The organism is Paenibacillus pectinilyticus (assembly GCF_001700435.1).
Lineage (GTDB): Bacteria > Bacillota > Bacilli > Paenibacillales > NBRC-103111 > Paenibacillus_E > Paenibacillus_E pectinilyticus.
Genome location: NZ_LYPC01000014.1, coordinates 464,203 through 487,917 on the forward strand (window position 1 = coordinate 464,203; position 23,715 = coordinate 487,917).

Below are 23,715 nucleotides of genomic sequence, written 5' to 3' on the forward strand. Positions count from 1 at the left end.
GGGCGGTTTTACCCATGGAAAGCAAATACTCGTATGAAATGATTGAGCATATCAAAGAAGCGCCAATGAAGTGCTTTATCGCTGGGATCGAACATTCCAGTCCGCATTGGCATAATGAATTTGAAGTGCTATTTCTGTTAAAAGGAACACTTGCGGTTACTTCCGATAATAAAAAATATACGATGAAAACGGGAGATATGATTCTTTTTAACAGTAATTCAATTCATTCTATTCATTGCTTGGAGCAGGATAATTACGCGTTAGTTCTGCAAATCAATCCGGCTATTTATCAGTCTGACTATGGGAAAACCGCTTACTTCCGTTTCCATTTAAATTCAGCTGAAACTGAACAATCTCATATAAAAGATTACACACAACTCCAATCTTTACTTGCTCAAATCGGCATGGAAGTGTTCTTGAAAAAGGATGGCTTTCAATATTATATCAAGTCCTTGTTATATCAGCTCGTTGGATACTTGTTCCGACTACGCGCTACGAGCCTGCTCATAAAGCAGAATCGGAGAAGAGCAATCACGATCTTGATCAATTAAGTATGATTATTGCCTATATCAATAATAATCATCAGTTGAAAGTGACATTGGATCATGCCGCGCACAGTCTAAATATGAGTATTTCGTCCCTTTGTCGTTTTTTTCGAGATAAAATGGGGATTTCTTTCGCAGAGTATTTGCACAGCGTTCGTATCAGCCATGCCAAGGAACTGCTTACGGGGACCAAGCAAACGGTTCTGGATATATCGGAGGAATGCGGTTTCATGAGCTTAGCATCCTTCTATCGTTCTTTCCGTAAAGCGACAGGGACGACACCGACAGATTATAGGGAGATGGGAGAAGCAGCATCAAAGCGTAGCCAGTTTCAGATACAAGGCTATTCCATTGTAAATCCTATAATGGGCTATGAACTACTAGCCAACTATATTCCTAAAAGCCATTCAAACGGGAATTGAATAATTAGGTTACAGTGTCGTGAAGCGAACAAGCTTCTTTTTACAAAATTGATAACGCTTTCAATCGGGAGGGTATTATTATGGGAACGAATAATGGGAAAATCAAGCTAGGTGAAAAATTTGCTTATGGGCTTGGAGATGGTGCAAACAGCGTAGTGTGGGCTTCTGTCGGCGCATTCATGTTGTTCTTCTTTACAGATATCGCTCATTTAACAGCAGCTGTGGCGGGTACAATTCTTCTTTGGGCGAGGGTAATCGACGGTTTTATTGACATTCTTGTTGGTACATTAGTAGATCGTACAAAAACACGTTTTGGGAAAGCGCGACCATGGATTTTGTGGATGGCTGTGCCTTTCGGACTTTTCACAATAGCGCTATTTAGTGTACCAGACTTTAGCATGACAGGAAAAATCGTTTACTATTCTATTGCTTATTTTGCAGTAAATATTATTTATTCTTGCATTAACATTCCTTACGGAACCTTGAATTCACTTATTACGCAAGACCAACAAGAAAGACAAGTTCTTAATATTTTCAGAATGTTAACGGCGTTATTAGTGTCTGTCGTTGTTATGGTTGGAACAACAGGTTTTGTTAAAGCTTTTGGAGATGACGGAGGAGCTTGGCAAAAAACATTTATTATTTATTCAGTGATTGCGGTTATCATGTATTTCATTACCTTCTTTGGAACAAAGGAAAGAGTACAAATCGTCACAAAAACGGAGACAGGCATACAGGCTACGACAAAAATGAAAATCGTATCTATGCTTAAAAACAAAAATATGTGGATTGTTTTTGCCTTGTCGATCACACTTTTCCTTACTAACGGTATGAGCGGAATAAACATCTACTACTGTAAATATATTTTTGGCGATGAAACAAAAATGAGTCTCTTGACGCTCGGATCTTTCGCACCTATGTTACTGGTTCTTCTTGTAAGCGCACCAATTATTAAAAAAGTGGGTAAGCGTAACTTTGCATTAGTTGGTTGCTGTATATCCATTGTTGGCTTTGTCATCATGCTGATGGCACCAGAGAACTTCAACGTCGTCCTCATTGGCAGTTTGATTAAAGGGTTAGGTATGGGGACACTAATGGCCACTGCATTCCCAATGGTATTTGACACCATCGAATACGGGGAGTGGAAAACGGGTATTCGGGCAGAAGCTTTAACCTATAGTATGTCTAGCGTTGCTTCAAAGATCGGAACAGCAGGCGGTGTGGCTATTGTTGCTGCATTACTATCTGCTGGGGGTTACGTTGCTGATGCAGCTACGCAAACAGATTCAGCCATTTTCGCTTTCAAAGCAAGTTTTATTTATGTTCAATTTGCGTTATTAATTATCACTACAGCTCTTCTGCTTATTTATAAGCTAGACAAAATTTATCCTACGATGATGAAAGAGTTAGAAGAAAGAAGAAGCGCATAGTTGGACCCGCTCTGGGGTATTCAGAGAACTTAAGGGTAAATGTAAATGATACACCGGTAGTCTAAGACTTTTAAATCAAGTCTTGGTTCGTCGCTGTTTCATTTAGGAGCGGTATATAGAAATGTCCTTATAAACAACTTTTAATACTGGAGGAGCTATCTAGGTCAGATCAAACAAGAAGAGGAGCAAATGGAACCACCATTATTCATTCCACCAGGGTATGGTGATAAGAACATATATTCAATAGATGCCGCGCGGTTGCGGCATTTTTTTTTAACGATATAAGTTCCTGTCTAAAGCCAGTGACAAGAACTTATATCGTTTAATCCGTTTGAGATACGGATTAGCGTATCACTCTAAATGTGAAAGCAAGGAGCCTGTAGAAATGCAGGTTCTTTGTTTTGAGTTCGATATTTAAGACGACAATATCCTTCCTTCCGTGTCCCCTGTGCAGGTTCATACAGACGACTTTAACGGCTTTATAACTATCTAGTGATGGGGAGGGGGGGTTCATTTGAAACACAATTTCACACTCAAAACTTCCTTACGCAGACTCTAATACAAAACTTGCCCTAAATGTTATATCTCCAAAATACAAAGAAATTCAGAAATGCTTATCCCTATTCATAAACATTTGATTGTATACCTTCTATATCGCTTATGACAACTGATTAATTACATACCAGGATACCGTCCACCAAATGCGATTGGACTAACAGCGTCAATACGGTCTAATTCATCCGATGTGAGTTGAATATTTACTGCCCCTACGTTTTCTTCAAGATACTTGCGGCGTTTCGTTCCCGGAATCGGCAACGCTCCTTTTGCTACTGTCCAAGCTATTGCCAGTTGAGCAACCGAGCAGTTCTTCTCTTTTGCGATTTCTGCGAGCTTGTCCACAATATCAACGTTCTTTTGGAAGTTATCTCCTTGGAAACGCGGCAAGCGTTTGCGCATGTCATCGGGTTGGAAATCTTCCGGTTTACGAAGTTCACCAGTAATAAAGCCTCTACTTAGAGGGCTGTAAGCTACAAATGTAATTCCGAGCTCATTGACGACAGGAATAATTTCTTCTTCAACGTCACGGCTCCAAAGGGAGTATTCCGTTTGAAGAGCTGTGATTGGATGTACAGTATGCGCTCGACGAATATTCGATGCATCAGCTTCCGAAAGCCCAAGATAATTCACCTTTCCAGCCTTGACTAGGTCAGCCATCGCGCCGACTGTTTCTTCAATCGGTACATTTGGGTCAACGCGGTGCTGATAGTATAAATCGATATATTCAAGATTAAGACGACGTAGACTCTCGTCGATTGCTTTCTTTACGTAATCAGGATGACCACCGATGAACTGCCAATTCGGTCCAAAAGTGAACTTGGTTGCAACAATCGCTTGCTCTCTCCGTCCCTTGAGCGCTTTACCAAGGAGTTCTTCATTGTGTCCGTTCCCGTACGTATCGGCAGTATCCAACAGTGTTACACCAAGTTCCATCGCTCGATGAATGGTTTTGATGGATTCTTCATCATCAATTACACCATACATTCCCGGCGACATACCCATTAAGCCTAATCCAATCGAAGAAACGTCAATTCCAGTATTACCAAGCTTCCTTGTTTTCATTTGGACTACCTCACTTGAATATAAATTAACCTTCGATGTACATCATATCACACAACAATTACAAGATATACAAAAAATGATTAAACTGTCTATTTTGTAATTTATGTATGACGCTTTGCGAATAACAGGTATAATGGATGCAAGGGGGTATTGATTTGAACTCAGGCAAAAGACACGAGACCCAAGCTAAGCTTGTCATGAAGCTGTTTCCCTACTTGCGAAAGAATGGACTTCAATCCGTTCGCATGGAGGAAATTGCCAAAGTAATGGAGGTTAGCAGGGCGACATTATACAAGTATTTCTCAACGAAAGAAGAAATAATCGGATTCATCGTATCTGGTTTTATTGAATATATGAACGAAATGAGCAACGCCCACTTAGATTCGGAACAAAGCTTCGGCATACGATTTCAGCAAATATTCGAGCAGTCTGTTTCGCTTGTTGAATATTTCACAGAAGTCTTCTTAAATGAACTCGAAATCAGTTTTCCCGATTGGTATGACCGATTTAGAGAAGCCATGAAGCAACGAGAACAGAAGTTATTGGCTTTCTACGAAGAAGGAGTTCATAAAGGAATTTTCAACGAGGTCAATGGCAGACTACTTATCGCACAGGATGAAATTCTTCGCGGCATGTTCAATGTGAAGTACCTTATGATGAATCAATTGACTGTTCAGCAGATTTTGACTGATTATTATTATCTAAAGAAACTTCAGTTGTTTAAGCCAGAAAAGCTTCCGATAATTGACGATGCTGTCATGATACCAAGAATTGAGCATTTGACTCAAAAAATCACTAAGAACCTATATTGATTTGGCGGCTCACCTATGTGTTAGCCTTTTTGTTCCTTCGTTATATTGCCCACTAGCGAGACGTGAAAGTCCAACAGTAAACGTCAATATTACCACTTGAAAAGTATTTAACACAGACTCCTTGATGAGAGCCGAGAGAAGTGAATGAGATGGAGTTGCATATTAGCTATCCATAAATGGACATAGCAACGCTTACCCTGTTTAGGGTAAGCGACAAATCTCAACTCCCGTCGGAGTGACCTCGATTGTTCGTTTCGCTTTCTTCACTTATCATCTATAGGATGGGCGTCATCAGGTCTGCCTTTACGCGCCGGGGAATCACACCCCTTTTGTTGCACATCTCAATTACGACTATTTTGTTTCTCCACGGTTTTCAGTGGCAAAAGAGCCGCATCGCAGGACGGTCGCTGGATAATTATTCCTGGAAAGTTCCCATTGGCAGGCTTCCTACGCTGTCCTAATAATCATAACTGACTTATATAATGGTCACAACATGAAAGCCAATTACTCGAAGAGGTGAGACCATGCAATTCCATTTCGAAGCCATCGAGCAGAGCGGGCAAATTCCGGTCAAGATTTTCACACAGTCTCTCGAACTGTTCCCATACCATTGGCATGAGGAAACTGAGATCTTGTTTATCCTCAAGGGATCGATCGAAATCTTGATCGACAAGCAAGGAACGCTACTGAACGTCGGGGATATCTTTCTTGTAAACCGGAACGAAATTCATTTCGTTCGTTCAATGGACAAGCAGGAACAGGCGCAGTTGCTTATTCTTCAATTCAGCCACGAGCAATTTCAAAAATACGGCGTTGACCAATATGGAATGAACTTTAAGCTTGACTCAAGCACCTCGAAAGGAAAGAAAACGAAGGAATATAATCGGATCCGTTCACTGCTTGCTTCAATGATGAAGATAGTCATCAACCGTGAAGAGCCGCAAAATTTGCTGATCGAACGGCATATGCTCGATCTATACATTATATTGAAGAACCATTTCAGCATGTCGGTAGAGCCTCTTAGCGCGCAAATGAGAGAGGGCGACGAACGCCTTCTCGAAATCCTCAAATATATCAATGCCAATTATAACAATTCGCGCCTGGGCCTCAATAAAATCGCGGAACAGTTCTTTTTGACACCGCAATATTTATCTAAATACTTCAAAACCAACATGGGCGTTTCGCTCAAGAAGTTTATCGAAAACATCCGCTTGAACAAATCATTAAAACCGCTTAGGATGTCGGAAAACAACATTCTTGATGTCGCGCTGCGGCACGGTTTTCCTGATGCGAAGTCGTATTACCGTGTGTTTCGGGAAGTACTGGGCATGACCCCGACGGAGTTCCGCGAGCTTCAGAAGGTCGATGCGAACCCCGAAAAGCCGAAAGATTACTTCAGCATCAGCAGCAAAAACACGTTGGCAGAACTATTCCAATATATCGACTGGAATGAGAAAGAACCGGTGTCTTCAGGACGTAGAAAAGAGAGGTCCGTCACGTGTACCGTTGACGCGGGGGCCTCGAAAGGGAAGCTAAGACAAAGCTGGAAACGCCTTATGACGTTCGGCTATGCGCCGCATGGACTTCGAAAAGATTTCCGCAGACAACTCAGGACGCTGCAACAAGACATCGGATTTGAATACGTCCGGTTTCATGGCATTTTTGCTGATGAGTTACTCGTCTATAACGAAGCTACTTCTGGTAAGCCGTATTATAATTTCAATCACGTCGATACGCTGCTGGACGGTTTGCTTGAGGAAGACGTTAGACCGTTTCTGGAGCTTGGCTTCATGCCTTCGTTGCTTGCTTCCGCGGAAGGGGATATTTTCTGGTGGAAAGCGAATGTAACGCCACCGAAAAGCATGGATCGGTGGCTCGACATGGTCGAAGCTTTCGTTCGACATATAATAAACCGATACGGCATGGCAGAAGTGTCGCGATGGTACTTCGAATTTTGGAACGAGCCGGATGTTGAAGGCGCTTTCTGGAAAGGCACGCGAGAAGAATTTTTCGAACTATTCAAAGCGACTTTTTCGCGCATCAAATCGATTAGTCCGATGCTTAAAGTCGGCGGCTTCGGCAACCTTTGCCTGTTCAGCGGCGATTCCTGGTTGCGGTCGTTTGTTTCATATGCCCGGGAACACGGGATCGAGCTCGATTTCTTTTCTTTTCATGCATATCAATTGGCGATTGCTCCACACGACATAGAGGACGAAAAATTGCAATTAAATGCGATGCAGACCCTTAACTTTCAAGAAGATTTAAGCGAATTGATTTCGGCTAACCCGTACGCTCGTTTGGGCGATGAGGATGTGATCGAGCGGGCCGTAAAACAGACGATTGAATGGGCGGCTGAGCTGCCGATGAAGGAACGAGAGTATTGGATTACTGAATGGAACGGTAACATTGACTGCCGAGATTTGATCCACGACACGTGTTATATGGCCGCTTTTATCGTGAAAACAGCGTTGCAATGCGGATATTTGGTCGAAGGAATGGGCTTTTGGACAGCGACGGACCTGCATGAGGAGTTTCAATTACCGCAGCCGTTGTTTCACGGAGGCTTCGGTTTGCTGACGTATAACGGCATCAAAAAGTCGGGTTTCCACGCGTTCGCATTCCTCGCGAGGCTAGGGGATGAAATCGTGATGCAGCGAGAGGGCATCATCGTGACGCGCCGCGGGGAAGATTATCAAATTCTTTTGTACAATTATTGCCACTACAACGAGTTGTACAATCAATTTGATTATTCGCAGGTTACTTCGAAGAACCGTTATGGTATCTTCAACGATGCGGCTCCGAACCGATTCGGCTTGCGGCTTGAAGAACTTAATGGACATTACCGAATGGAACAAATGCGGGTCAACAGGAAGCATGGCTCGTCCTTTGATGCATGGGTGGAGATGGGCGCGCCGGATGAGTTGACAGTTGAAGGCAGAGCGTATCTCGATCGGATGGCGCAACCGCAATATCGGACCTGGCAAGAGAAGACGCAAGAGGTCATCGAGCTAGATGTCGAGCTTGAATCGCACGAGATCCAGCTGATTCTGGCGACGAAACAGTATTGAAGAAAAGGAACACGCACCCGATGCGTTGTTCCTTTTTTTAATCTATTTTTGCCGTTAGATTTTCTCGAAAACTGAAAAAAGATCACAATTGGAATCTCCAAAGCCTTACATTGGAATGAATGTGAAGCGCTTTCAATGTAAAATTCGAATTGAGAAGTGGAATAGGAAGTTTGTAATGGAGGTAATCACATGGAAACGAATAATGAGAAAATCAAGTTAAGGGAAAAACTTGCTTATGGTTTAGGAGATGGTGCAAACAACATAGTGTGGTCTTCGGTTGGAGCATTCATGTTGTTCTTCTTTACAGATATTGCTGGTTTAACAGCAGTAGCCGCTGGTGCAATTCTACTTTGGGCAAGGGTGCTTGATGGTTTTGTTGATATTTTTGTTGGTACTTTAGTGGATCGTACAAAATCACGTTTTGGGAAAACTCGCCCATGGATTTTGTGGATGGCTGTACCTTTTGGTCTTTTTACAGTCATGCTATACAGTGTACCTGACTTTAGCATGACTGGAAAAATCGTTTACTACTCTATCGCTTATTTTGCCGTAAATATTATTTATTCATGCATTAACATTCCTTATGGAACTCTGAATTCACTCATTACGAAAGACCAACAACAAAGACAAGTACTTAATATTTTCAGAATGTTATCGGCTATGGTATTTGCGGTAGTTGTTATGGTTGGAACAACAGGTTTTGTTAAAGCTTTAGGAGATGACGGCGGGGCTTGGCAAAAAACTTTCATTATCTATGCAATAATTGCAGTTGTTATGTATCTTATTACCTTTTTTGGAACAAAGGAAAGAGTGAAAATCGTACCAAAAACGGAAGTAGGCAAACCAGCTACCACAAAAATGAGAATTGTTTCTATGCTTAAAAACCAATATATGTGGATTGTTTTTGTATTATCTATCACAATGTTCCTTAGTCAAGGTATGAGTGGAATAAACATCTACTACTGCAAATACATTTTTGGCGATGAAACAAAAATGAGTGTACTGACGTTGGCATCTTTCGCACCCATATTACTGGTTCTACTGGTAAGCGCACCATTAGTTAAAAAACTTGGTAAGCGTAACTTTGCATTAGTTGGTTGCTTTATATCCATTGTTGGCTTTGCCATCATGGCGATGGCACCAGAAAACTTTAATTTGATTCTCATTGCAAGTTTGATTAAAGGGTTAGGTATGGGTACTCTAACGGCAACTATATTCCCAATGGTATTTGACACGATTGAATACGGAGAATGGAAAACGGATATTCGTGCAGAAGGCTTAACCTACAGTATGTCAAGTGTTGCTTCAAAACTTGGAACAGCAGGCGGTGCGGCTATTGTTGCTGCATTACTATCTGTTGGGGGTTACGTTGCTGATGCACAAACGCAATCAGACTCAGCCATTTTCGCTTTCAAAGCAAGTTTTATCTACGTTCAATTTGCATTATTAATTTTAACGACAGTTCTTCTGTTTTTTTATAAGCTAGACAAAATTTATCCAACTGTGATGAAAGAGTTAGAAGAAAGAAGAAACGCATAGTTGGACCCGCCACCTCCCCTAGCCAAGAATGAAGTAACAAACTTCAGGAAAAGTGGTGAGGGGAGTTTTAGTTGCAAAGTTTGGATATAAAGCTTAGTGGACTCAAATATATAGAAGAGAAAAACAGGAGGTTTAGATGATGGAAGTGAACTATGGGCCAGATCGATTTTCCATTAACCCATTTTTACCCTGCAATGAGTATATTCCAGACGGAGAACCCTATGTCTTCGGTGATAGAGTCTATGTATACGGCTCACACGATCTCTTTGGAAGTGGGGCGTTCTGCGGCGGTGATTACGTGACGTGGTCAGCACCAGTCGATAATTTAACGGACTGGAGATACGAAGGCGTTATCTACAAGAAAATGCAGGATCCTTATGTGAATAAAATGGTCAATTCGGGTAAAAAGGGTATGATGAAAACCCATATGTTTGCCCCAGATATTGTAGAAATAGAAGGGAAATATTATTTGTACTATGGTATCGGACTTTCTAAGTCTGGTTTCGGTGTTGCGGTTTCGGATTCGCCAGTTGGACCATTCGAATATATCGGACGTGTGCGTTATCCAGAATCAGAAAAGCCAAAAAACTGGAAAGATGGAAGAGACGGAATTGAAGACGGTGATTTCGTTTTTGGTAAAGGTAAAGGCCCGCTTTTGAATATGGCTAACTATCTATATGATCCATCTGTTATTTATGATAATGGAAGATTATACTTGTACTTTGGACTATGTTTCTGCCACGTGGTAGAGTTGGATCCAAACGATATGAGAACGGTCATAAAGAATGAACAAACTGGTCGTTATAGCAGTGAATCTCTTATACCCTCCATGTTCACGCAACGTTCAAAGAGGAAAGATTTTGATCGTATGGGAATGCTCAACGGACCATCAATTAGAAAAATAAATGATGTTTTCTACTTAGTTTATTATGGGACTGGACCCAATAAATGCAATGCCATGTGCTATGCGACTTCCAAGAGTCCATTCGGTCCATTTGAGTATGGAGGCATTCTTGTTTCTTTAGGAAATGCAAGATATAAAGGTCAGAATGCTCCTACTGAATATGTAGGAAATACCCATGGCGGATTGGTGAATCTACATGGTACTTGGTATATCATTTACCACAGGCATACGGGCAACCAAATGGGAGGCAGACAGGCTATGGTAGCTGCGCTTACTATGCGACCTGATGGAAGCTTTGAACACGCAGAGCATCATTCTATGGGCTTTAGCAAATCTGCCTTACCTGCCTATCATCAGTGGCCAGCATTTATGGCGTGCTATCTAACGGATGCACAAGGAAAAGCAAAAGCAAAAACGAACTCTCCGTATATTGTGCAAAGGGAGTTAGCGTTTGGATTCGTAGACGACCATTCAGGCAAAAAGGTTTTCCAAGTCGTTACAAATACGACAAGTGAAAGTGTTGTTGGATATAAATACTTTGACTTCGGTCATGAAGCCCATGAAAATACGAAAGTTATTTTATCCATATTTGCAGAAAGCAATGGCTATGTTGATATTTTCATAGACAGTCCACTTAGCGGTGAGTTAATTGCTCAAGTTCAAGTGTATAGGTCAAGCGAGTATACTGATTTTCTTTCGCCACTAAAGGCAATCACTGGTGTGCACGCCGTTTATTTTGTATTCCATCCAGAAGGCAAGACGTTAGGCGATTTTTCGCACTTTGCATTTGTGTAAAACGGAACATAAACCAAGAAATGAATAGTTGAGGATTCGAGCACTCCACCGCGGGGTGCTTTTTTTATTGATTTAGAGATATTAACATGTTGAACTTCACTAAAAATTGGAATATAAAAAGCTGCATAGGGGAAAAATAACCGAAACATGCCATTCCATGAAGAGAGGGAGCTCAAATGAAAGTCGATCCATCTCTAGACGTAACCGAAAAGTCGCTGCAAAATATGCTTTTCAGTAGCTCTGACTTTAAATCGAGTACATTTCAATCCGGTAACCGCAGTTATCGGCTGTTTTATTTAGATACAATGATTGAACTTGCTGTGGTACAGGAGCACGTCATTCGACCTTTGCTTCAGCAAACGGAAGACCTCAATCTTCGTGAAATTGTGTCTGTATTGGAATGTTCGGAGACGGAGCTGCTGAGCGATGCGGTGAATGCACTTGTGCAAGGTAAAACGGTGCTTCAAATCGATGGAAAAATGAAGCTTTATTTACTTGGAACAGAAGTGAAGAAAGAACGTTCTGTTAACCTGCCCGTGAATGAACGAGTACTGCGCGGATCTAATGAGGCGTTGATTGAAAATGTGCATACCAACATTAATTTGCTGCGCAAAATGATCGTCACACCAGACCTCGTTGTTAAATACTATCTCGTTGGCAGACGATCAAATACGAAAGTCGCCTTACTGTACTTGCAAGAGCTTGCTAACGAAGAAGTTATCCAAGAGTTTGAGCGTAGAATTAGCCTTATCGACATCGATTATGTTGAAGCACCAGGCTTTATTCAAGAACTTATTGAGGATCGGAAATTCTCCTTATTTCCACAATTGATGATTACGGAGAGGCCAGATCGCGTTAGATCCTACTTGATGAATGGAAAAATGGGGATCTTAACCAATGGTTCGCCGGATTGCATTATTCTTCCCGTCTCCTTCTGGGCATTCTTGCAATCCCCTGATGATTATCAAGTAGGTTGGTTACTCGGAAGTGCTTTCAGGTTTCTTCGCATAATAAGCTTTGTAGTTGCAATAAGCTTGCCTGGCGCGTATGTTGCGTTAGTCACATTTGATCCGCGTATGCTTCCGTTTGAAATTGCATTAACACTTCAAAGCTCCATGCAATACGTTGCCATGCCTCCAGTGCTCGAAGCGATATTCATGTTGGTCACGCTCGAAGTATTAAGGGAAGCGACGGTAAGGTTAGCAAGCCCAATTGGGCAAACGATCGGTGTTGTAGGCGGTATCGTCATCGGAACTGTTGTTGTTCAGTCCAATCTGGTTTCCACTATGATGGTCATTATCGTTGCCTTTACGGCTGTCGCGTCCTTCAGTATTCCGTCTTATGAAATGAGCAGTGCTGTGCGATTATTATCATTTCCGTTCATTTTAATGGCTGCAACTTTTGGATTAATTGGCTTGGAATTGTCATACCTGATCGTGTTTACGCACTTAGCGCGTTTAAACACGATGGGGATACCCTACTTTTACAGTGGACTCAACAAAAATACGATTATGGATACCTTATTTCGAGGACCTATTAGAAGCCTAAAAGAACGTACAAAAGAAAGCTTGTCCAAAGATAATTCGAGAATTCGAATTCGAAGGGGTAAACATGAATGATTCACTTAAAGAAGCTTTCTTTAACACAGCTTTTTAATCTCATTATTTTAACGCAAGTGGGTGTATCTATCTTATCAATTCCCTTTGAAGAGTCTAAGCACTCAGGTTATGACTCATGGCTATCTATATGCCTTGGAGGGGTGATTTCACAAGGGATTATTATGATTATGTATTGCCTTAGTACAAGGTATGCAGATCGGGCGTTGCCTCAGTATATGACTAGCATAGTTGGAAAGATAATGGGATCTATTCTGAATATACTCATAGGATTATATTGTGCCGAGTCCAGTCTGATGGTCTTCGTTTCTTATTCTGATGTGTTGAGTAGATGGGTATTGATCAGAACTCCCTGGTTTGTATTAGTTGGAATATCAATCGGAATTGCTGCGTATATTGCGTCTTCTTCACTCCGGTCCATTGCTGTAATTACGCAGTCCATCATGGTTATGTTTTTTATTGCTACGTTCATCATATTTATCAGTGGGTTAGGGAAGGGAGATGTACGTCATTTTTTCCCAATAGGCAGTCATGGGATAGGAGCCATCATGAGGGATGCGCTTCCAGCCTTTTGGGCTTATGCTGGTTATGAGCTCCTTCTGGTTGTCTTTCCAACCTTAAGTTACCGAAAAAAGAAAGACGTCTTTCTTGTAATGACTGCCGCTAATGGATTCACTACCCTTTTTTATATGTTAATCACCTTGATTGTAACGTTTAATTTCAGTGAAAATCAGCTTAAAGTAATTTCTGAGCCTATGGTCTTCATACTACGCCAATTTAAATGGCCTGTCGTGCAAAGTTTAGATATCGTATTCATGACAATTTGGCTATCGGTCACGACTGTAACAGCCTATGTGTATTTGTTTTTAGCAGCTCGATACCTTTCTTTTTCTTTTGGAAAAGAGAGGGGGAACCATGCGGTTATCGTCTGGATATTAGCGATTCTTTGTTTCGGATTAGGTGTATTTGGATCAGACCGCCAAGTTCTCTTTCAATTTTCCAGCTATCATAATTTTGCTACAATTGCCGTTATCGCCATCATACCGTTACTCCTTTTGTTAATTTCGATAACTCGGGGGAAGGTGGGAGCAAGATGAAGAGGGTTGTAGGAAGTATGATGATCTTGTTACTTCTCACTGGCTGCTGGGACCGATTGCCGCTGCGCAATCTCAAAATCGTTGATATAACAGGGATCGACTATGATGAGAAGAGTAGCAAAGTATCGCTGAACTTTGTTGTTACCAAATTAAGTAAAGCCGGGCAAGGGAGCGGTGTGTCTGTTTCGGATGCAACAGAGATTTCAGATTCAAGTGTAATTGAAGCGGTTGGTCAGGGGCTATATAAAGACCAAGGTCCCTTTATTGGGATTAATACAAGACTATTTTTAATGAGCGAAAGTTTTATAATGCATCAACCCGTTCGTGAGCTTGCTTTTTTGCTCGATACGCCATTTACGACAATAAATTCGCCAGTAGTCATTCTGGACGATCAAGACGCATCATTTTTTAAACAGTTTAATGGAACAATGACGGATAAAACGAAAGAACTGAATGAGTTTGTGAAATCTTTAGAAACATATGGTCTCGTTCCCAACGTTACGATGATGGATTTTCTTTTATCGAAGGAAGAGCCATTAAATGATTTCGCATTACCTGTCATTAAACATGTCAATTCTCGGATGGAATTAATTGGCGCTTTATTATTTCGTCAGAGCGATAGCACAGGTATTAAGCTCAATAATGAACAAATTCAAACCTTAATGATGCTCGTAGGGAACGGCAATGTTAGGCAGAAATTAAAGGGGTTTTCAACAAAATTCAATTATGGGCGGGTTGCAAAGACGGGACACATGGATGACAAGGATTACGCTTTTTTTATCAAGAAAATAAACAGCAAAATCACCGCACGTCAACAGTTGAGTGAACTTCCGACTATTACGATTAAGGTAAGAATGAATATAATTGCAACTGAACTTGGTGAAGAGGTTACTGGTCTTAAAACTGCATATGTAAATGAAATGGAAAAAGCACTAAGTAATCATTTAAACGAAAAGGCAGCCAAGACGATTAAAAAATTACAAGAGGCGAATTCGGATGTTCTAGGTATCGGAAAAGAGTTAAAAGCATTTCATCCAGCCCTATGGAAAACGTTGGAGTGGCGAAAGGATTATCCTCGATTGGTGATCGAGCCACAATTTGAAGTTAGGATTTTGAATACTGAGATTGAGAGATAAATTAGCTAGCCCAACGATCGTATATGAACTAAAAGCTACAGTATTGCAAAGTACAAACAAAAGGACGCGTGCTCCTATCGGAGTTCGCGTCCTTTTACTTAGTACAAAGGGTATTTTACACGGAGATCCTCACGTAACAGGACATTGGAATCCTCCCGAATATAGTGACATACATAAGAGCGGCGCCATCGGTCCTTACTGCGGTTCTTGGTGGAGGAGTGAATCAGCAGCTCGCTGAAAAATAAAATGTCGCCCTTTTCCATGATAACTGGAATCTGAGTGCTCGTATCGATACCCTCGGTTTCCTCGGTCCATTGTTCGTGTTCTTCGAGATTTTTGACGGCGCCATGCGGCAACAGGCCAAGTTTATGCGTACCTGGCATTACCCATAAGCAGCCATTCTCTATGTCCACTTGCTCTTCCATTGCCGTCCATGCTGCAATCATGGTCATGGGGTCATTCTTAATATAATAGTAGTCCTGATGCGACGCTTGTCCAGGCGATCCTGGTTCTTTATAAAAGTACATGCTTTGAACGCATACTGCTTCCTTCCCCATCAGTTGGGCTAATACGCCTCGGACCATTGTGTGTTTCATTAATTGACGTGAAAAGCTGTCGTGTTTATGAGGATTGAACAAGCGAACCGAGAACTTTTTGCTTTCGTCACAGGCGGCCCATGGGGGAATGGATTCCTGGTGGCGGATGTCAAAAATGTGTCCGTTAAAGGCATCTACCAAATCTTCACTCATTCCTTTTTTGAACAAGAAGTAGCCATTTTGTTTGAAAAAGTCGATTTGATCTTGTGTAAGCGGTGTTAAAGGTAATGAAATAGTCTTATTCATCAGGTAGACCTCCTGTGATTTAATTGCCTTCTCTCACTATTAGCATACGATGAACAGGATTTATCGACAATGGCTGTGATTTGCATAAATGTATCTGAAATTGATAATTAGTTCAATTGTGTGTAAACTATTTGGCAAAGGGGGAGGATTCTTATAGAAGCGGGAAGCAAGATCGTTTTATTAGATACAATAAAGTCTGTAACAGCAGGATCCATTGTATATCCACCGGGAGGCCGATTTGGTCCCCGCATCCAGCAGGATATTCAGCTTGTTATGCTATATTCTGGAGAAATGGATGTAACCATCGGTGATCGTAAACTACATGTGAAGCCTGGAAATGTCATTATGTTAATGCCTGGGCATGAGGAGTATTTTACATTTTCTAAAAAAGAGGATACGTGGCATCGATGGATCGGTGTTCATGTGCCAATGTTGGAGAGAGAAATCTTTGAGCAGCTTTCCTTACTGCCTGAGTGTCTCCCCTTGAGTGAGAATATGAATCGACTATTGGATCTAATGCTGCGGATTCAGCAGTATACAAGTGTTACCGACCCTTTACTGATCAGCTTGGCTCATGCAGCTCTGCAGCTGTATCCATCAGAATCCAAACAATTGATGCAGAAGCAAGAAAAGCATCCAGCTGTTTATGCAGCAATCGCCTGGATATCTGGGCATTTCGCAAATGAGTTTACACTGAATGACTTGGCAGCGGTGGTAGGTGTATCTACAGAGCACTTAGTTCGTTTGTTCAGACAACACGAGAATACGACTCCCATGCAGTACGTATGGCGTTATCGCGTGAGTCAAGCCGTGGGGCTGCTGACCAATACGGGGCTCAGCATCACCGAGATTGCAAATCGCTGCGGATTCAAAACATCGAATCACTTTGCACGATTAGTCAAAAAGACGACCGGGCACACAGCGTCGGAGCTTAGGCAACTTTCGTGGGACGGACTTCGAGACAAGTTATGAGAATATGAATAAGCGGGAGAAATGACACTCAGACGGTGTTGTTTCTCTTTTTTTAAATTTTGGATAGTTTTCTTTAAATCGTATAGTCGTTAATACAAGAAAATGGAATTGAATAGTAGTGTGATGGGGTGCAAGGCGAGATAATCAATTTGCGCAGCCTATATGTACTGTACATTTTTGTGGAGTGAACGGAAACTGGGATCAGTTATCCTAGGGGAAATCATATATGCATGAGGTGGAAGCTATGTCATTTGAAATTTTTCCTAAATGGGATGAAATGTTGAGTCATTGCGACTTAATTTGGAATCAACTGCCCAAGTCGTGGGGAGAAGGAGCTCTCACAGGAAACGGTCTGCTCGGAGCTAATATCTATTCGCGGTCGGGTAGGGGGATTTCCTGGCATATCGGGAGAACGGATGTCTATCAAAAGGTCGAAGATCGGGGGACGAACGGTAAGTATCGCTTGCCTATCGGCAGACTTGATCTTAAGACCAAAGGGAAAATCAAGGACTGTTCAATGAGACTGAATCTCTATGATGCAGAGGTCACATGTAAGCTTACGACGGAGTGCGGTGAAATTGAATGGAGAACCTTTACGCATGCGGAGCAGATGGTTCAAGTGATTGAATGGCGTGCCAGCGAAGAGGAGCAGGAACTACAGTGGGAGTGGGTGCCCGATGAAGCCATTAATCCTCGCATCCTCTTCCATTCAACGCCTGAAGGGGGTTACTACCCTTGTCCTGAACCCGTCATTAATCCACATATACAGTATGAACAAAACCAGCGTGGCATTGATGTATGGTTTCAAGCTCTTGCTGAGGGGGGCGGTTATGCCACAGGCATCCGAAATGTGAGTGATATTGGGGCAGGAACGATATATGTGAGCGTTGGGCTATCAGATTCGAAAGACACAGCCATTCTGGAAACTGTAGATGCGATTCACGCTTCGGAGAAGCAAGGTATGCAGCTTTTGCTGGAATCGCATCAAGATTGGTGGCATCGTTATTATCCAGCAAGCTATCTTAAAGTGCCTGATCAACGCATAAACGCTTTTTATTGGATGCAAATGTATGTATTAGCTTCGGCTACGCGCGCTGATAGGCCCGCCCTTGATCTAATGGGCCCGTGGTTTGAAGTGACACCTTGGCCGGCTATTTGGTGGAATTTGAATATCCAGTTAAGCTATTCGCCAATTTATACGGCTAATCGATTGGAGCTAGGCGAATCTTTATGCCGGTTATTGGATCATGCCCAGGAGGCGTTGATCAATAACGTGCCGGCTTCCTATCGGTATGACGCCGCTGCAATTGGCCGTGTTAGCAGCTTTGACTGTGTTAGTCCTGTAACAGACGAGCACGGAAATTTACTTTGGACTGTTTTTTATTACTGGGAGCAATACCGTTATTCGATGGACGACGAAATGCTTCGTGAGCACGTTTATCCGTTGCTTAGACGTTCAGTGCAATACTACATACATCTGCTGACCGAAGGAGAAGATGGACGATACCATCTGCCGGTCTCGGTGTCGCCTGAGTATGCCATACCAGCAGCAAACACAAATTATGATTTATCCCTGCTTCGCTGGGGGTGCGAGACGCTGCTGGCTTCCTGTAAGAGACTTGACATCCAAGATGAAGGGATAGAACGTTGGCGCGATGTGTTGAACCGTCTTGTCGACTACCCCGTCGACGAGACAGGGTATATGATCGGTACGGATGTCCCTCTACTTGAATCGCACCGGCATTACTCCCATTTAATGATGATATATCCGCTTAGTTTGGTTCATTATGAGCAGGAAGAGAACAGAGCTTTAATTGAGCATTCCCTAGAACATTGGTTGAGTCTTCCAGAGTTATTCGCTGGCTTTTCGTGGACGGGAGCGGCTTCGCTTTATGCGGCAATAGGCAAGGGTAATCGGAGCTTGCACTACCTAAGGCAGTTATTAGATCGTGAATTACAGTTTAATACACTGTATAAAGAGAAGGGGCCTTGCCTAGAGACGCCATTATCAGGGGCTGCTTCCTTGCAGGAGATGCTCTTACAGAGTTGGGGAGACACGATTCGCGTCTTTCCTGCTGTGCCGGACGAGTGGCCAGATATCGTTTTCCATCAAATGCGAGCGGAAGGTGCGTTTCTTGTCAGCGCAGTACGTGAGCAAGGTGCTACACGCTTCATTCGCATTCGCAGTCTGGCTGGAGAACCATGTAATCTGCTTACAGATATGAAGCTGCCATTGCAAGCTGCTCTTCTTGATGAAAATGCCAACTTAGAGCCGAAAAATGATCGAATTATTAGCCTTTTAGAAACTGAAGGAAACTATACACGGATAGAACTTGATATTAAGAAAGGGGAAGAACTCGTCATATGGTGACACAATTGGAACGTTTTGAATGGTGTGAACATTGGTGGGAACAAGCTGATAACCAAGATCTGAAGAGAGTTTTAGTAATAGGAGATTCGATTACTAAGGGGTATCGGCCTTATGTGAATGAGCTTCTCCACAACCAAGCATATGTTGACATGGTGGCCACTTCAAAAGCCATGGATAATCCGTCTTTACTGAAAGAGATTGACTATATGATTCAACATCGGGAAGACTTTCATTACGACGTTATCCATATGAATAATGGCTTACATGGGTGGCATTTATCCACTAGCCAATATGAAGAAAATTATAACAAATTGATTCGTCATGTCCTCGAGACCGCGCAATCCTCAAAAATCATTATTGTGAATTCGACTCCAATGACAGTAGTAGGAAACCCAACAGGGATTGATCCGCAATTAAATGGGAAGGTCGAGGACAGAAATAAGGCTGTTAAGCGAATTGCCGAACAATATAACCTTTCTCTAAACGATTTATATACACCGATGTACGGAAGAAGTGAATACCGTGTGGCAGATGGGTACCATTACAACGAGGAGGGGAGGAGGGCCCAAGCTGAGATTGTAGCAAAAGCAATAAAAGATTGTTTATCGTAATCCGACTTTGCTGGAGAAATAACACTTAGAACGTGTTATTTCTCTTTTTTTGCGATTAGGGGAAAGTATTCTTTAAAACGCATCTTGTTCAGTCTACGAATAACTAACTAGTTAGTTATGGCAGAAAACTATAAAATATGACTATGAGCTCTGACACTTACTTCTTGTTGAATTTATCTATAAATCTTCTGGGGGCTATTTCCATAATCTCAGAGAAGACTCTCGTAAAATAATGAACGTTTTCAAAACCTGTTTCCTCCGAGATTTGTTTAATCGATTTTTTCGTCGAAGTAAGCAAGATGGAAGCTTGTCTTATTCGTTCCTTTCGAACATAACTCGTAAACGATTGTCCTAGTTCTTCTTTAAATATACGTGAAAAATGGCGTCCTGATAGATGCAAAAAATGGGCCACTTCAACTAACGATAAGCTTGGGTTTCCAAGGTTATCCCGTATATATAATTTGGATTGGGAAATGACCATTCCAGCTCCAAGCCTTTCTCTCTTTCGTTTCTTTGAATCTTGTTGTTCGATGTTGTCAGAGAAAATGTGAGCAAACGAGGCTAACAATGCACATGAAAGTGCTAGTACACTCTCTTGAACAAGTGCGCCTTCTTGAAAGGATTGCTGCAGCAGCGCTTCCCAAATGCGGATGGCAGGTAAGTTAGAGCCATCAGGAATGTAGAAGTTATGTGTTTTTTCCAGTCTACTGAACATCTCCACTGTCGCGGAGGATGACGCATTGGCTACGATTTCAAATGCGACAAAAATAAAAAATAATGAGCTTGCGGTATGTATGTTGTGTTTTATATAAGGCCTAGTTAAAAACATACTGTTCTTTTGTAGCGGATAGTCGACGCCAGATTCCGTATAAATCGCATGGCCATCAAGTACATAACAAATTTCAAAGAACGAATGTTGATGCATGGGTGGATGGACATGATCGCGTGTCCCTCCCCAGTAATGGACGCGAAATACGGCGTCTTTACTATGTAATGTATGAGCAATCAAATTTAAATTTACTGTTCCGTCGACGTAAATAGACTGAGGTATTGTCATCTTTCACAAATCATCCTAATCAAGTTATGTCCTTAAATTATAAAAAAATAGACAGCATATTGCAAATACATTTGGTGTTCTGAAACTTAAGATTATAAATATGAAAGCGATGTCTATCAAATTGGAATTTGAGAACATAACAAGTCATTGGAGGAGAAGAAAATGTCAAAAATCAAAGAAATTCTCGTATATCACCACAGTCACTTGGATATCGGCTATACCCATACACAGCCTATGCTTATGGAGCTGCAAAACACATATATCGATCAGGTTCTTGATCTTTGTGAGCAAACCCAGCACGATGCAGAAGAAAATAGATTCTACTGGACTTGCGAAGCTACCTTGCCAGTAATGAAATGGTTGGAAACAGCGAGCAGCGGCCAAGTGGAACGATTCAGCAAGTTCCTTAACAATGGTCAAATTTGTATCGCTGCATTAAGCATGCACACAAGTCCGTTATGTAACGCGGAGCAATTGGCGCGATTGCTTTATCCAATTAAGGAGCTGCGAGACAAATTTCATGTGCCGATCCGTACGGCGATTAATCATGATATTAACGGTCAGCCTTGGACGATTGCACAGGCCATGCTGGATGCAGGAGTCGAACTGTATACAACAGGAATTAACATCCATTTAGGCGGTCTTCCTTTAGAGAGGCCAAGAGCATTCAAGTGGGTTGCGCCTGACGGCCGAGAATTACTTACATTTAATGGCGAGCATTACTCACTGTTTACGCAATGGTGTCAATTGGAAGAGGAAAGCACCGAGCTTATGAAAAAGGGACTTGATCGATACATGGATCGGATTGAACGCGATGGTTACCCTTATGATTTCATCTATTTATCGGCAACGAATGTACCGCATTACGATAATACGCCTCCGGACCAAATATTGCTCGCCATGATTCGCAAATGGAATGCGGAAGGGCATGAGCAGCGAATGAGAATGGTGACGCCTGAAATGCTGCTGCAAAAGCTAAAAGAGCAGCCGTCAGAAACGATTCAAACTTATCGGGGTGATTGGACGGATTTCTGGAATTTCGGAGCCGCAAGTTCCGCTGAGGAAACCAGATTAAATCGTCGAAGCAAAGTTAGCTTGAAGAATGCTGAGTTCCTTTCGGCTGTGCAAAATAACAACTTCTCAGGCAATCGTCATCTTTTTCAAGAGGCATGGGATCAAGCGCAACTGTATGATGAGCATACCTGGGGAGCTAACATTTCCACTACACATCCTGACGAAATGTTTACGAAAATTCAATGGATGCACAAGGCGCATTTTGCTTATAAGGCAAATAGTTTGTCAGGTTACGTGCTAAATCAGCAGTTGGAGGAGCTTGCAGGCAATCCGCTCCAGTCTGGACCGCCTCAGGGAGTCATGTTAGTGAATCCGACACACGTCGAGCAGCTATGCGACCTGCATATTCCAGATTATTATCTTCATGGAGGAAGACATACTTCAGCCGCAAGATTCTCTTATATCCAGAATAATTACGATATCAATTGGAAGACGCCTTCGTATGGTTTGATTAAGATGCCTCCATTCAGTTATAAGGTGCTTCCGTTGACCACACCCATTGCTGTGGAGGAGGCTGCAAGCCATATCGATATAACGGATAGCTCCATTGATACACCGTATTATCGCATTACTTTTGATAAAGAAATCGGCAGAATCCACGAGTTGATAAATAAGTCAACCGGCTGGCAAATGATCGATCAGAGCAGCGAATGGACATTGTTCCAATTCGTTCATGAGTCTCCTGATCCTTTGAGAAATAAGCTGGATCGAACAACCATTCACGATCGCGTGCTGGATGATTGCAATAACAATATTAGCTGTTGGAATAATGAATGGAAAGCGATGCGAAGAGGAGCCGATCAATTAATTTCTTTCCAGGTTGATAGGCATTCCTCCGGCGTTACCTTGACTATGGTGTGGACAGCTCCTGGAGTTAAGCGTTTAGAGCAAAGGATGACCTTCTTTGTGGGCCGTCCGGATATTGAATTGTCCGCTGCGATTGATAAGCTGGATATCCGTGAGCCTGAATCCATCTATTTTGCGTTCCCTCTTCAATTAAAGGAGAACTGGAAATCGGTATTTGACAGTGCGGGCACCTTCGCAGCCTTAGACGAAGATCAGCTTCCAACGGTTTGTAAAGAGTGGGTCACCGTTGATCAAACCGTTTCCTTATATGATGACAAGCACGGCATCACGTTGGCTTGTCCGGATGCGCCATTAGTGCAGATTGGTGATTTCCATTTCGGTAAAGAACAAAAATCGATCCAGCGGAATGAGAATCCAATTCTTTTAGCATGGCCTCTCAACAATTACTGGGATACCAACTTTAGAGCGAGTCAGCCTGGTCTCATCGAAGTGAGATACGTGTTATCGACATTCCATACATTTGAAGCTGAAGAAGCGATGAAGAAAGGGGTAGAGGCGTCCCAACCGGTGCAAATTTTCCCAGTCATGCATGGCTCGGCTGAAAAAGAAGGTCAACTTTTAGAAGTAACGGGTAGCGGCGTTGTACCAACTTATATTAAACCGGCAATGGATGATGACGGATTCATCATTCGTTTGAGAAACTTGAAAGACGCTCCAACCGAAGCTACAGTGAAAATTCCGGGATTTGAGATTTCTCGGGCGTTTAAGACTAATATTTTGGAAGAAAATGAACAAGAGCTTGCAATTACTAACGGTGGATTGGATGTAATGATCGGTGCGAGGCAGTGGTTCCACATTCGTGTTATTAAGGTCTTTGAGTGATAGAAATCATGAACAAACAGGAGAAATGACACGTAGACGGTGTTATTTCTCTTTTTTGCTGAAAAATCGCGGATTAGATGTGGTCATTAATTTCACATACAATTGTGTAAAAATG

General features: G+C 42.2%; 17 protein-coding genes. 14 read left to right on the forward strand and 3 right to left on the reverse strand.

Translation table 11 applies throughout. The features are described 5' to 3' along the window. The first annotated feature begins 14 nt into the window (after nt 1–14). The 3 genes from A8709_RS09380 (at nt 15) to A8709_RS09390 (ending at nt 2,397) form a co-directional block, all read left to right on the forward strand. Nucleotides 15–551, forward strand: coding sequence for a cupin domain-containing protein (locus A8709_RS09380; protein ID WP_065852097.1), 537 nt, complete (start codon nt 15–17; stop codon nt 549–551). Between the two features lie 2 nt (nt 552–553). Continuing rightward, on the forward strand, nt 554–967 hold the full coding sequence (locus A8709_RS09385) for a helix-turn-helix domain-containing protein (protein WP_065852098.1): 414 nt from the start codon (nt 554–556) through the stop codon (nt 965–967). 80 nt (nt 968–1,047) lie between these two features. Continuing rightward, nucleotides 1,048–2,397, forward strand: coding sequence for an MFS transporter (locus A8709_RS09390; protein ID WP_065852099.1), 1,350 nt, complete (start codon nt 1,048–1,050; stop codon nt 2,395–2,397). A 675-nt stretch (nt 2,398–3,072) separates the two neighbouring features. Here A8709_RS09390 and A8709_RS09395 read toward each other — a convergent pair. Beyond that, on the reverse strand, nt 3,073–4,017 hold the full coding sequence (locus A8709_RS09395; protein WP_065852100.1) for an aldo/keto reductase: 945 nt from the start codon (nt 4,015–4,017) through the stop codon (nt 3,073–3,075). Between the two features lie 155 nt (nt 4,018–4,172). Here A8709_RS09395 and A8709_RS09400 point away from each other — a divergent pair, with 155 nt between their 5' ends. The 7 genes from A8709_RS09400 to A8709_RS09430 all read left to right on the forward strand — a co-directional run bounded on the left by A8709_RS09400 (nt 4,173) and on the right by A8709_RS09430 (nt 14,984). Continuing rightward, nucleotides 4,173–4,829 (forward strand): TetR/AcrR family transcriptional regulator, encoded by a 657-nt coding sequence (locus A8709_RS09400; protein WP_244163139.1) that lies wholly within the window; start codon nt 4,173–4,175, stop codon nt 4,827–4,829. Nucleotides 4,830–5,353: 524 nt separating this feature from the next. After that, nucleotides 5,354–7,897: a GH39 family glycosyl hydrolase gene (locus A8709_RS09405; RefSeq protein ID WP_065852102.1), complete on the forward strand. Its 2,544-nt coding sequence runs from the start codon at nt 5,354–5,356 to the stop codon at nt 7,895–7,897. Nucleotides 7,898–8,086: 189 nt separating this feature from the next. Next, the gene (locus A8709_RS09410) at nt 8,087–9,436 is read left to right on the forward strand and encodes an MFS transporter (protein WP_065852103.1); all 1,350 of its coding nucleotides are present in this window, start codon (nt 8,087–8,089) and stop codon (nt 9,434–9,436) included. 139 nt (nt 9,437–9,575) lie between these two features. Then, nucleotides 9,576–11,135 (forward strand): family 43 glycosylhydrolase, encoded by a 1,560-nt coding sequence (locus A8709_RS09415; RefSeq protein WP_065852104.1) that lies wholly within the window; start codon nt 9,576–9,578, stop codon nt 11,133–11,135. Between the two features lie 176 nt (nt 11,136–11,311). Continuing rightward, entirely contained in the window at nt 11,312–12,754 is a 1,443-nt protein-coding gene (locus A8709_RS09420) for a spore germination protein (RefSeq protein ID WP_065852105.1), read from the forward strand. Continuing rightward, nucleotides 12,751–13,848 carry a GerAB/ArcD/ProY family transporter gene (locus A8709_RS09425; RefSeq protein WP_065852106.1) on the forward strand — a complete coding sequence of 366 codons (1,098 nt, stop codon included), beginning with the start codon at nt 12,751–12,753 and terminating at the stop codon, nt 13,846–13,848. Before A8709_RS09420 ends, A8709_RS09425 begins: the two co-directional genes overlap by 4 nt. Beyond that, a complete protein-coding gene (locus A8709_RS09430) occupies nt 13,845–14,984 on the forward strand; it encodes a Ger(x)C family spore germination C-terminal domain-containing protein (protein ID WP_065852107.1) in 1,140 nt (379 codons plus the stop codon). The genes A8709_RS09425 and A8709_RS09430 overlap by 4 nt, the downstream gene beginning before the upstream one ends. A gap of 98 nt (nt 14,985–15,082) precedes the next feature. Here the strand turns inward: A8709_RS09430 and A8709_RS09435 are convergent, their stop codons facing one another. Then, on the reverse strand, nt 15,083–15,826 hold the full coding sequence (locus A8709_RS09435) for a phytanoyl-CoA dioxygenase family protein (RefSeq protein WP_065852108.1): 744 nt from the start codon (nt 15,824–15,826) through the stop codon (nt 15,083–15,085). Between the two features lie 213 nt (nt 15,827–16,039). On the opposite strand from A8709_RS09435, the gene A8709_RS09440 reads away from it, so the two are divergent. From A8709_RS09440 to A8709_RS09450, 3 genes are all read left to right on the forward strand, one after another. Then, entirely contained in the window at nt 16,040–16,798 is a 759-nt protein-coding gene (locus A8709_RS09440; RefSeq protein WP_279615857.1) for a helix-turn-helix domain-containing protein, read from the forward strand. Nucleotides 16,799–17,042: 244 nt separating this feature from the next. Then, entirely contained in the window at nt 17,043–19,169 is a 2,127-nt protein-coding gene (locus A8709_RS09445; RefSeq protein WP_141692473.1) for a glycosyl hydrolase family 95 catalytic domain-containing protein, read from the forward strand. Continuing rightward, nucleotides 19,163–19,780 (forward strand): SGNH/GDSL hydrolase family protein, encoded by a 618-nt coding sequence (locus A8709_RS09450; RefSeq protein ID WP_065852111.1) that lies wholly within the window; start codon nt 19,163–19,165, stop codon nt 19,778–19,780. The genes A8709_RS09445 and A8709_RS09450 overlap by 7 nt, the downstream gene beginning before the upstream one ends. A gap of 157 nt (nt 19,781–19,937) precedes the next feature. Here A8709_RS09450 and A8709_RS09455 read toward each other — a convergent pair whose 3' ends face one another. Beyond that, the gene (locus tag A8709_RS09455) at nt 19,938–20,837 is read right to left on the reverse strand and encodes a helix-turn-helix transcriptional regulator (RefSeq protein WP_065852112.1); all 900 of its coding nucleotides are present in this window, start codon (nt 20,835–20,837) and stop codon (nt 19,938–19,940) included. Between the two features lie 162 nt (nt 20,838–20,999). Here A8709_RS09455 and A8709_RS09460 point away from each other — a divergent pair, with 162 nt between their 5' ends. Continuing rightward, nucleotides 21,000–23,600, forward strand: a complete 2,601-nt coding sequence (locus A8709_RS09460) for a glycoside hydrolase family 38 N-terminal domain-containing protein (RefSeq protein ID WP_065852113.1) — start codon at nt 21,000–21,002, stop codon at nt 23,598–23,600. The last annotated feature ends 115 nt before the right edge of the window (nt 23,601–23,715 follow it).